General features: G+C 45.5%; 9 protein-coding genes. 4 read left to right on the plus strand and 5 right to left on the minus strand.

Annotation, left to right across the window (positions count from 1 at the left end; genetic code table 11):
• Positions 1-12: 12 nt before the first annotated feature.
• Positions 13-897 carry a DMT family transporter gene (locus tag ACJB0T_RS03730; protein ID WP_479292767.1) on the plus strand — a complete coding sequence of 295 codons (885 nt, stop codon included), beginning with the start codon at positions 13-15 and terminating at the stop codon, positions 895-897.
• Positions 898-971: 74 nt separating this feature from the next.
• Positions 972-1589, plus strand: a complete 618-nt coding sequence (locus ACJB0T_RS03735) for a glutaredoxin domain-containing protein (RefSeq protein WP_479292766.1) — start codon at positions 972-974, stop codon at positions 1587-1589.
• Positions 1590-1697: 108 nt separating this feature from the next.
• Here the strand turns inward: ACJB0T_RS03735 and ACJB0T_RS03740 are convergent, their stop codons facing one another.
• Positions 1698-1832 carry a hypothetical protein gene (locus ACJB0T_RS03740; protein ID WP_479292764.1) on the minus strand — a complete coding sequence of 45 codons (135 nt, stop codon included), beginning with the start codon at positions 1830-1832 and terminating at the stop codon, positions 1698-1700.
• A gap of 432 nt (positions 1833-2264) precedes the next feature.
• On the opposite strand from ACJB0T_RS03740, the gene ACJB0T_RS03745 reads away from it, so the two are divergent.
• Positions 2265-2966 (plus strand): response regulator, encoded by a 702-nt coding sequence (locus ACJB0T_RS03745; RefSeq protein WP_479292763.1) that lies wholly within the window; start codon positions 2265-2267, stop codon positions 2964-2966.
• Positions 2967-3147: 181 nt separating this feature from the next.
• Here ACJB0T_RS03745 and ACJB0T_RS03750 read toward each other — a convergent pair whose 3' ends face one another.
• A complete protein-coding gene (locus ACJB0T_RS03750) occupies positions 3148-4047 on the minus strand; it encodes a LysR family transcriptional regulator (RefSeq protein WP_479292761.1) in 900 nt (299 codons plus the stop codon).
• Between the two features lie 436 nt (positions 4048-4483).
• Between ACJB0T_RS03750 and dcuC the strand changes: the two genes are divergently transcribed.
• On the plus strand, positions 4484-5851 hold the full coding sequence (gene dcuC / locus ACJB0T_RS03755) for an anaerobic C4-dicarboxylate transporter DcuC (protein ID WP_479292759.1): 1368 nt from the start codon (positions 4484-4486) through the stop codon (positions 5849-5851).
• A 54-nt stretch (positions 5852-5905) separates the two neighbouring features.
• On the opposite strand, the gene ACJB0T_RS03760 is transcribed toward dcuC, so the two are convergent.
• The 3 genes from ACJB0T_RS03760 to ACJB0T_RS03770 all read right to left on the minus strand — a co-directional run bounded on the left by ACJB0T_RS03760 (position 5906) and on the right by ACJB0T_RS03770 (position 11472).
• On the minus strand, positions 5906-7042 hold the full coding sequence (locus tag ACJB0T_RS03760) for a BamA/TamA family outer membrane protein (protein ID WP_479292757.1): 1137 nt from the start codon (positions 7040-7042) through the stop codon (positions 5906-5908).
• Between the two features lie 262 nt (positions 7043-7304).
• The gene (locus ACJB0T_RS03765; RefSeq protein ID WP_479292755.1) at positions 7305-10349 is read right to left on the minus strand and encodes an efflux RND transporter permease subunit; all 3045 of its coding nucleotides are present in this window, start codon (positions 10347-10349) and stop codon (positions 7305-7307) included.
• A 31-nt stretch (positions 10350-10380) separates the two neighbouring features.
• Positions 10381-11472 (minus strand): efflux RND transporter periplasmic adaptor subunit, encoded by a 1092-nt coding sequence (locus tag ACJB0T_RS03770; RefSeq protein WP_479292753.1) that lies wholly within the window; start codon positions 11470-11472, stop codon positions 10381-10383.
• Positions 11473-11625: the final 153 nt, after the last annotated feature.

The following is an 11625-nucleotide window of genomic DNA, read 5'->3' on the forward strand; positions in this document are numbered from 1 at the left end:
CCAAAACACTTTATGAGCTCACATCACCATCCTATTCGTGGCGCACTTTGGATGCTGGCCGCTGGCGCAGCCTTTGCCTTGGTCAATAACATTGCCCAAGTCGTCAGTATTCGTCATGGCATGCCATCTACCATGGTGGCACTTATTCAATATGCCATCGCGTTTTTCGTGATTTTGCCTTACCTCACCTCTCTTGGGTTTAGGCATTCATTGAAAACTCAGCACTTTTCCAAGCATCTATTTCGAGTTTTTCTTTCGGTTGTGGGGATCCAACTTTGGATGTGGGCGTTAGCCTATCCGGTACCTATTTGGCAAGGTATCGCATTGCTTATGACATCGCCTCTATTTGCAACTATGGGCTCAGGGCTGATTCTCAAAGAGAAAGTGGGACCGGCACGTTGGATGGCAACACTGTTTGGTTTTATTGGTGCGATGATCATTCTCGAGCCGTGGGCCGACGATTTTAGCTGGGCGACGCTACTCCCAGTTGGCGCTGCTTTCTTTTGGGCATGTTACTCATTGATGGTCAAACACTTGTCCTCGGATGATTCACCCTCAACCATGGTGGTGTATTTGCTGCTGCTCATCACACCATTTAACCTGTTTTTGGCACTGCCAGAGTGGTCACTACCCACCACAGGTTGGGTGTGGGCTTTGCTTGTCGGTGCGGGCGCTTTGACTGCGTTAGCACAATGGGCAATTGTAAAAGCGTATTCGGTGGCCGATGCATCATTTGTTCAACCCTTTGATCACGCAAAACTACCCATGAATGTTCTCGCCGGCTGGATAGTATTTGGCTGGGCGCCACCGGGGCGGCTGTGGTTGGGTGCTGCGATCATCATAGCTTCAGTGGCTTTCATTACTCATTGGGAAACATCCAAACGCGACAAAAAATAATTTGCCCTGATTGAAATGAAAACCCGTATTCAAGGTTCTACTCTATTAAATGGAAGAATTAAGAGGCGAAGAACATGGCACAACCGATCAAACTGACTTTATACCGTTGGGCAGGAAACTGGGGACCGTTTAAAGTTAACATCCCATGTGGTGAGTGTACTTTAACAAAAGACATCTTAACCGATACCTTTGCCAATGAACTTGACGGCATCCCAATCGAACTCGAGGTTAAAGACTGGCTGTCACACTGGTGGGAGCCATTAAAAGCAGGCTCTTGGCATGCTCCTATTTTGATGGTTGAAGGAAAAGTCGTCAGCCAAGGTGAAGCATTGAACCGTGGCGTGTTGGTGCAATCTGTAATTCAAGAGTGGACAAAGCGCGATACGCTGCAAGGCAATATCGTTTACGGCAAAGCCACTTGCCCATATTGTGTCAAAGCCAAACAGTTGCTTGATGATGCCGGCATTCCATACACCTATCACGATGTCGTCAAGGACAGTGCGGCACTGTATAGAATGATCCCAGAAGTTAAAGCGCACATTGGCCTAAAAACCCCTGTGACGGTGCCACAAATCTGGTTGGAGGGTGAGTATATTGGCGGTGCGGACAACCTAGAGAAGTGGCTTGAAAGCCGTGCACCTATGCAAACGCCAGATAATGTTGTTGATTTTGGAGAGAAAAACGCTTCTTAATCAATGTCCTATAAATTAAGAGGTGCATAGAAATATGCCTCTAATGTGCCTATGTTTAGATGATAAAAAGAAGGCTCGCAATGTGCGAGCCTTCTTTTTTAGAATCCATTACTTAACCATTTTTTTCATCATTCGCTTCACGAATGATTTTTTCTTAGGCTGTGCTTTTCCATAAAGCATGTCATCCATCATTTTCTTTGCTGCCAATTGACCAACATATGCTGAACCTAGTTCGTAGCTCATGATCGTTCTCCGATAGATATGTAATTAACTTTCATATGGTTGTAATTTTATACCTAAAAAAGAAAAAAACAAGACGCAAATCACACTTTAATGTATTAAATTTTCATTATCGATAGAGCTACTTCCCTACTTTTCTGTAGGACACCTAGGTCCTGTCAAACACTCTTTGTTCTTAACACGACAAAAAATCGCAATTGCCACCTATCAAGGTTCTGATCTTTAATTGGCTTTTGAGAATTCTGACACTATTCCAATTGGAATTTCCGTCTTTCCAGACTTTCATTCAATTGTTTCATATACTTTTGAATTAGTTAATTTGAGCCATGAATTAAATCGGTCACGGGTTCGTCCTGGTGACACCTACAAGCAACGTGGATGCGCCCTTCTCAATGCTCATTTTTTGTTATTCACTTGTTTTGCAAGGTTAAGTTAATGCTCTATCCAAACAGCAAAGATTGTCTCATCATTGACAACTACCCTATCGTGAGGGAGTCGATTGCCAAGATCGTAACCAGTATTGATGACATGAACTTGGTGCACCAAACAGACAGCATTCACACTGCTCTGAACCTGGTTAAAACTGGCAATATCGAATTGATCATCCTCGATGTTAACCTAGCTGAAGCCGATGGTTTCGAATTAATGCGCCGAGCCTATGCTACGGGCTATAAAGGTAAGGCTATCTTCGTTTCAAGCTACGGCTATCCTGTATACTCGGAAACCGCGTACAAACTTGGTGCTAACGGTTATATCAGTAAAACAGAAGACACTGCTTTGATTCGCGATGCGATTGCCGGAGTGATGCGCGGGTATAATCTTTTTAAGACGGATTACAAGCAGCGTAGCCGCAATATCGTCTTGTCTCAGCGAGAAACTGTCGTCTTTAACTACTTGAAGAAAGGTTACACCAACAAACAGATCTCTGAGTTCCTGTCATTAAGTGCAAAAACAATCAGTACTTACAAGTCAAGAATTCTGGATAAATACGAAGCTAACTCCATTGTGGAATTGCTGCACACACAAGACGTTGTGCAAACTCAACCTGCGGTTGGGATGGCAATCGGCGGTAAAGCTGCGAACCATGATACCGCTCCATCGATGAACTCGACGCCTGTTGCTGAAGCCGTCATCTAACTTCTCTTTTATTATTACTTGGAATGGATGCCAAGTGACTCTTCTAAAGTACAAAGTACCGCTTGCTTGACGACACTATGCAGCTTTTGATGCAAAGGGTTTTGCCTATCACTCTGTTTATCAGACAATATGATATGACAATCAATAAGTAAGCATAGTCGTGATATCGATTATTCCAATTTTACTCATCATTGCTAAATGCGCTAATTAAGTGACTAATACACGCTCTAATTCGATTTGGTTGGAACTTATCTTTGTGATAGATGATTGACAAAGGAACGTCGCTGACTTGCCATTCAGTAAACACAGGAACAAGTAGCCCCTGTTTAATTTCTTTATCGCAGTAGATACGGGGAACCCTAATCAGCCCGAGTCCCTGCTTAGCTGCATTAATCAACACTCGACCATTTTTACTGCTCAATACCCCTTCAACGGGCACTTCGACCGATTCTTTAGTTTGCACATGCTCAAAACGCCACTTGGTCACAGATCCTGTGATACAGCGATGAGATTTTAGGTGCTTTGGATGAGTCAAAGGCGCTGATTTTGCCAAATACTCCGGGCTTACCAGCGTCTGCATTTCGATGGTCGTTAGGCGGCGTGCCACATAACTGGCATCTGCTAACTCTCCCATTCGAATAGCCAAGTCAAACTCCTCTTCAAGGAGATCAACACGGTGACTGGAAAAGTCGAGTTCAATCGTCACATTTGGATTCGCCAATAGGAATGTCGCGACAAACTCTGACACCATCTCTTCACCGATATAGCCACCCACACAATTAATTTTGATGTTTCCGCGAATCGTTTCAATGTCGTCGACCGCGTTATGCACAGCTTTATCGATACTATTCAGAGCCTGATCACACGACGCCAAAAACGCGACTCCCGCCGTCGTCAGTTTCATCGAACGTGTAGTACGAACAATTAAGGTTACCCCCATCTGCTTTTCCAGTGACTGGATTTGCCTTGAGACGTGGGAACGCGACACCCCCAGAGCCTCTGCCGCTTTGGTAAAGTTGCCCAAGTTGGCGACTAGGACAAATGCTCGAACATCTAAGAGGTTAATTGTGGAGTGATACATGGTTTCGAACAGCCTTAAGTGGTCGTTTTATTTTGGAGTTATAGTTTTTTGTGGGGTACCCGTTTTATTGTGTCCACAATCCTCCGAATTGCAACTCTTGTAGCCGAGTAATTTACTAAGCAACTCGCCCTTTTCTAGGGTTCGAAGAACGTCTCCTCACAAAACACATGTCAAATACGAGAAACTCGAAAACCGCTCAATAACGCGCCAATATCGAATCAGTTAAAACATTCGCCGACCAACCAAACAACAATATTTACAACCATACAATTACCAATTAACCAATATTAAACACCCTGTTAGCGCCAAAAAATAATGTTTGTTCTAGATCAGAAATTCGGCGTATTACTGTCGTGCCACAGACTATTAAACGGTAGAGTTCTTGACACATTTAGAAATAAATAGACATGCATTTTAACAGTATCAAGGGAGATTTATGTTAGAACTGATGATCGGCTTAGTGGTGACTATCACTGTTGGCTACTTTATCGTAAAAGGCTACAAGCCGGCAGGTGTGCTACTGACAGCCGGTATTTTATTGCTACTTTTAACTGGCCTGCTTGGTCATTCTGTATTGCCAGCTAAACTAACGTCAACAGGCAATATGGTGACAGATTCACTAGAGTATGTGAAATACATGCTGCAGTATCGTGGTGGCGGCCTAGGTATGCAAATCATGCTGCTTTGTGGTTTTGCTTCTTACATGACGCATATTGGCGCTAATAATGTCGTTGTAAAGCAGTTCTCTAAACCACTGTCATTTATTACCTCTCCTTACGTTCTATTGGTTGCGGCATACGTCGTAGCGTGTCTTATGTCTCTGGCTGTAAGCTCAGCAACAGGGCTTGGCGTACTTTTAATGGCAACCCTATTCCCAATGATGACAGCAATGGGTATTTCTCGTCCTGCCGCTGTCGCCGTCTGTGCCTCTCCGGCAGCGATTATCCTTTCACCTACCTCTGGTGACGTTGTCATTGCTGCAGAAAAGTCTGGATTGGCTCTTGATGTTTTCGCGGTGCAAACCGTATTACCTGTTTCAATTTGTGCAATTATTGTTATGGCTGCGGCTGCGTTTTTCTGGAACAAGTATCTGGACAAGAGAGAAAACACACCAATGGAACGAGTCGACGTGTCAGAGATGAAAGTGGATGCACCTGCGTTCTACTGTATTCTGCCATTCTTACCAATTATCGGCGTATTTCTATTCAATGGCCGCACGATTCCGGGACTATCACTGGATATCTATACTATTGTTGTCGGTTCCATTTTCTTGGGAGCGTTGGTCGACTTTGTAACCAAGCGTTTTAATGGTAAGAAGACTTTGGACGACCTCGAATCTTGTTATCAAGGTATGGCTGATGCATTTAAAGGGGTCGTGATGCTGTTAGTCGCTGCTGGCGTATTCGCGCAAGGTTTGATGTCAATTGGCGCCATTGATAACCTGCTTCACTTGGCAGACAAAGCTGGTGCCGGTGGTATCGCCCTAATGCTTATCCTAACCGGGCTGACCGTGGCAGCCGCCATCGCGACTGGCTCTGGTAATGCGCCTTTTTATGCCTTTGTTGAACTTGCACCATCGCTTGCAGCGAAGATGGGTTTAAACCCAGCATTTCTGATCATTCCGATGCTGCAAGCTTCCAATCTAGGTCGCACTATTTCACCGGTATCAGGCGTGATTGTTGCAACATCTGGTATGGCTCAAATCTCACCATTTGAAGTGGTGAAACGTACGTCTGTTCCCGTTCTCGCTGGCCTAGTCACTGTCATCATCGGTACTCTGGTTCTCGTTCCGATGAGCGCTTAATCAAAGAAAACTAATCAACGAAAACAAACGGGGGGAGCTGAGCTCCCCCTTGTTCTAAAACGCCTCGCCAACAGATAAATGCAGTGTGCTTTCTTCCGGGCCGCGCGCCAAATCAAGGCGAATGTTCATTTTTTTCTGCTCTACAGGCTGCCACCTGAGGCCAATACCCTTAGTCACCACTGTGCTTTGACTCAAAATATCTTGTTCAGCCTCTGCGTTTTTACCAAGGCCAACAAAGCCAACCGCTCCAAAGCGTGGCATAAACGTCCAACGCCCCTCAAACTGCGCTTGAACGATATTGTCATTTCGATAACGACCGTGGTTAAAACCACGCATTTGCAGAGTCGGCTTTTCATAAAATGGCACTTCACCACCACTGGTCATTGCGGTCAGTTTTGATGCAACCACTAAGTCGTTTCTGACACTCCAGTAATTGCTGGTCGACAACTTACCTATGTTGTAGTCACCATCACCACCCCAATTATGGCCATAATCCATATAGCTAAACTGAGTGTACCAACCTTGAGTTGGGTAATAGTTATCATCACGCGTATCGTAGTGGATAACTGCGCCTAACCCACCGGACTTGACTTGCTCCGTTTCTGGCCAAAAATCGTTGAACTCACGAAACGAGATATCGGTCTGCATGTAATTGTATTGGGGACCGATGTACCAATCTGACCCTGCTACTTGAAACAGCGCTCTGAGCATGACACCACTCATCGTCATGTCGTATTTCAACGGGTCGTCCGCAAATATCGGGTCGTTGCCGTCTCCATAATATTTGAGCTTAAGATCACCGTGAAAGATGCCGCCCGTATAGCGCACCGAGTCATCTTTCAAAGCGCCATCATGGAACGCACCAATCAACCAACTCTCTGTCGACGTATACATACCAACGATACCCGACGTGTCATTATGCGCCTTAGAGTCTGGCTCTTTGGCATGCATGTAGAGACCTACAAGTTGAACACCCGTGCCTAGCGTGGGGTTTGACATAGGAATTGGCAGAGCAATAAAGCCTTGCTTCTCATCATTAGATTTACTCGTGCTATCGACTTTAGACTTTTTATCATCCACGTGGTCTTTGTATTCGGCCGACCAAGCAGAAGAAGTACTCAATCCCAGTACTACCGCCGTAGCGATAGACGTGGTGGAAGCAGCGTTAAAACACATCTTGCGAAGAACCATTTACAACATCCCTGTATCGATAGAACCTCTAGTATACACACAAGCAATTACTATGAGTTAGATCATTACCGGTTCGTACTTTGCAAATATTCGATAGAAACCTGATAAAAAATCATGGATGGCCTTCTCTGCATTCCTAAAAGAGACAACAGGAAGCTAAGCCCAAAGCAATAAGCCAACGGGCTCATCTTCTAGCATTAAAAAGCCCAGGTATCGTTACCTGGGCTTTTGTATTTAGCGAATTTATTCCGTCAGTTTCTTATTAACTTGGATTCTTTGCTTTAAACAAAATCGCGTACATCACTGGGATAAACACCAAGGTCAATACAGTCGCAAAGCCAAGACCAAACATAACGGTAATCGACATGTTAACGAAGAACACATCGCTGAGTAGCGGGATCATACCCAAGATCGTTGTACACGCTGCCAGCATTACTGGTCGCATACGTGAGATCGAAGAGTCGATGATCGCATCGTAAATTGGCTTCTCTTCCGCTTGCATGTCGATCTCTTCGAGGAGAACGATCGCATTCTTGATGAGTAGACCTATCAAACTCAGGGCACCCAGTAGCGCCATAAAGTCAAACGCACCGTCAAGTAACAGCAGACCTGCCGTAATACCTATAATTGCCAAGGGTACGGTAATCCAAATGATAAGTGGCTGACGCACTTTACCAAATAGAAGCACGACTACGATGATCATCATTATGAACGATACTGGGATCGCACTAAACAATGCACCTTGCGCTTCCGCAGAATCTTCGTACTCACCACCCCAGTCCATAGTGTAACCAGGCGGCAGTTCGATAGCTTCTATTTGCGGTTTCAAACGCTCGAATAGTGGTGCTGCAAGTTCACCCGTAGGGTTAGCCGAGGCAATAATCGTCGTTAGACGGTCACGTCCACGAATCATTGCATCTTCCCAAACCGTCTCAAAGCCAACAACAACCTGAGCAATTGGCACTGTACGTTCCAATACAGGGCTGTAGACCTGTGCATCCATCAACTGTGATACATCCTGTCGCTCGCTAGCATCAGCACGGAAGTAGATTGGTAGTAGGCGCACACCGTCACGGTAGATCCCCACCTGCGTACCTTCACTTGCTGCACGCAATGAGGCGGTCAGTTCCGTTCTTGTCACGCCAAGTTGACGAGCAACCTGCTCGTTGAAAATCGGCTTGATAAGTTTGACCGGTTGACGCCAGTCGTTTCGAACTTCCTTCGCACCAGGATCAGCATGCATGATCGCTTCAGCTTGTGACGAAAGATCGCGCAATACTTCTGGATCTGGGCCAGCAAAACGCGCTTCAATCTTAGAGTCACGTCCCGGACCGATACGTAGGCCTTTTATCTTAGGTTCAATGCTCTCGATATTTTCCGTCATAAACTGATCGATTTTAGCTTGCAGTGGTGCAATCACGTCTCGATTTTCAGTACGAATAATAATCTGACCATACGCCTTGGTTGAATCTTGCGGTGTGTATACCAACGAGAAACGAGAAGCACCGCCACCGATAAAGGTTGCAGTCCATTCAACACCCTCTTGACCGCGAATAAACTCAGCCACTTTCAACGTATCATCGCGAGTTTGACGAATGTCTGTGCCTTCTACTTCCCAAACGTCAACGAAGAACATTGGCGTGTTCGCATTTGGGAAGAAAGCATTCTTAACAAAGCCAAAGCCCCAAACTGCCGAAACAAACATCGCGAGAATGACACCAATAGTCAACACGCGCTGTTTTAAGGCAAACTGAAGGATACCCTTATAGATAACAAATCCAGCACCAGCATATGGGTCTTTCTCTTCTTCGCCTTCTTTCTTGTCTTCCTTCTTAAGAAGCAACGCACACAATAGTGGCGTGGTCGACACAGCGGTCACCCAGCTCAAAGATAGCGAAATCAAGATAACGTAGAACAGAGAGCGCGTGAATTCACCAGTGTTACTTTGCGACATACCAATCGCAGCAAACGCAAGGATACCTACCGCGGTACCGCCAAGAAGTGCCCAACCGTTAGCACCAACAACTTCACCCGCAGCTTTCATGGCAGGCATGCCACGCTTGATCCGTATCATCATACCTTCGGCGACAACGATGGCATTATCCACCAGCATACCCAGGGCAATGATCAGTGCACCAAGAGAGATACGTTGTAGCTCGATACCATAAAGGTGCATTAATGCTAGCGTACCAGCAACGGTAATCATGAGAACCGCACCGATAATAAGGCCGACGCGTAGTCCCATAAACGCAAGTAGAACAACAACTACGATGATCAACGCTTCGACTGTGTTGGTAACAAACCCTGCAACCGACTGATCAACTTCATTTGGCTGGTTGTAGATGATGTCGAGATTCATACCCAGCGGGATCTGGTTCTCAAGACTCGCAAGCTTGTCTTCAATAAGACCACCGACTTCAACCACATTACGACCGCTTAGCATCGAAATACCAACCGTAAGTGACGGTTTACCGTTGAAGTAAATAAGCTTGCTTGGCTCGTCGCTGTATTCACGAGTTACCCTTGCAACATCACCCAGACGGATAAGCTTCTTATCAGTACTAGAGATAAGTAGGTCTTCGATTTCACTTACGTGCTTAAAGGAGCCAGTCGGTTCAATACGAATGTACTCAGGACCAACGCGGAATCGACCAGAATCAGACACCAAGTTTTGCGACTGAAGCAAGTTTTCGATTGTTGCCATGTCGATACCAAGCTCAGCCATCTTAGTGCGTGACATTTGCACATAGACCACTTCTTTTTGGTCACCATCAATCGACACCTTACGCACACCCGGCACCAAGACCAGTTGCTTCTTCAGGTTGTCAGCAACATCTTTAAGCTCACGGTATGTGTAGCCTTCACCATTCAGCGCTAAGAAACCACCATAAACATCGGCAAAGTCGTCGATAATTTGTGGCTCTCCAGCACCTGGAGGCAGCTTATGCTTGTTGTCCGCAATTTTACGACGTAGTTCATCGTAAATACCCGGCATTTCGGCAGAGCTGTATTCATCTTTAAACTCAATCGTGATGTCAGACAGACCTTCACGTGTAACCGAGCGTTTGATGCGTTTTACTTGCCCCAAGAGGCGAACCGCATCTTCAATGTGATACGTGACTTCGTCGTACACTTCTTGTGGCGACGCGCCCGGATAGGTAGTGATGATTTTCGCTTCTTTGATTGTGAATGCAGGGTCTTCAAGTTTACCCATTTCAAAGTAGGCTAATACACCACCAATCGTCATCAACAGCACTAGCAGCCAACTGTTGACTTTATTCTTTACTGAATACTCACCTAAATTCATATAACTTCTCTTCTTGCTGAGTCACAGTGGGTTATTGCGCTTGATCGATCTCTGGCATCAGGCTCACTTCCATACCATCAATTAGGAATGGAACACCAACAGTGACAATGCGTTCACCCATCTCAAGGCCAGATAGAATCGTAATACGGTCACCGGACATCGTTGACACTTCTACCGACTTAGGCGCGACTGTGTTGTCATCTTTCACTACCCAGACCGTCGCACCATGTGCGTTGTCGCTCACGACTGCCGTCGCTGGTACTTGAACTGACCCAGATGTTTCCTGAAGCTTAGAGAAGTCAGCTGTGACGTAGCCAGTCATACCGGGGAGGATGTTTTGATCCGTTGGCGCTTCCATCGATACCGTCACTTCGAACGTTTGAGTGTCCGAGTCTGCTTTAGAAGATACTTCTGTCACTGTTACTGGATACGGTTTTTCACGAGCCGTATCGAAGTAAGCAAAAACTGGAATGTCTACCGGATCTTCTGCTTGCTCATCACGGATCTGACGAACCAATTTTTCTGGCACGTTGAATTTAAGTTCAAGCGAATTAAGGTTTTGGAAAGTGAACACCACTTGTTTCGCTTCAACGTTCTCGAAGTTTTGAATATCACGCTGCGCGACAAAGCCATCAAAAGGGGCAAGAAGTTTGGTGTAGCCTAGCTCTGTATTCGCTTTGTCATACGCTGCTTTCGCTCTCGTTAAGTTAGCGCGCAGCTGCTCGAAGTCTTTCTGAGAGATAAAATTGTCTTTAATCAGCTCTTGAGCACGTTTGAAATCCGCTTGAGTACGTTGCAACGTTGCACTAGTATCACGAACCGCTAGCTTAAAGTTAGTGTCATCAAGGGTCGCTAGCACCGTTCCTTTCTTAACATTGTCGCCTTCTTTAACAGGAATACTGTTCACTTTTCCAGAAACGCGGAACGCCATATCTGCACGATTCGATGCAAGCACTCTTGCTGGAAATTCGCGAATCATGCTTTGGTTTTCTAGGCCAATAACAACAGTCTTCACAGGCCTTACTACCGGTGCTTCCACTGTCTGTTCTGGTTCGGGGCTACACCCTGTCAACGCAACACCAATTGCTGCTGCCAGAGTAAGAGCACGTAAATGAGTTTTCATAACAACCACCCAATAAAAATTTATAAAAACCAACACACTATTTGGTTAACGAGATCCAATACACACTATTTCACAAGTTACATTAAGCGTAGCAAAAAGCAACAAACCTTACACAAAACTATAACGTATCCATTCATACCCTATGCCTGCTAA

It is taken from the genome of Vibrio sp. CB1-5, from assembly GCF_059412285.1.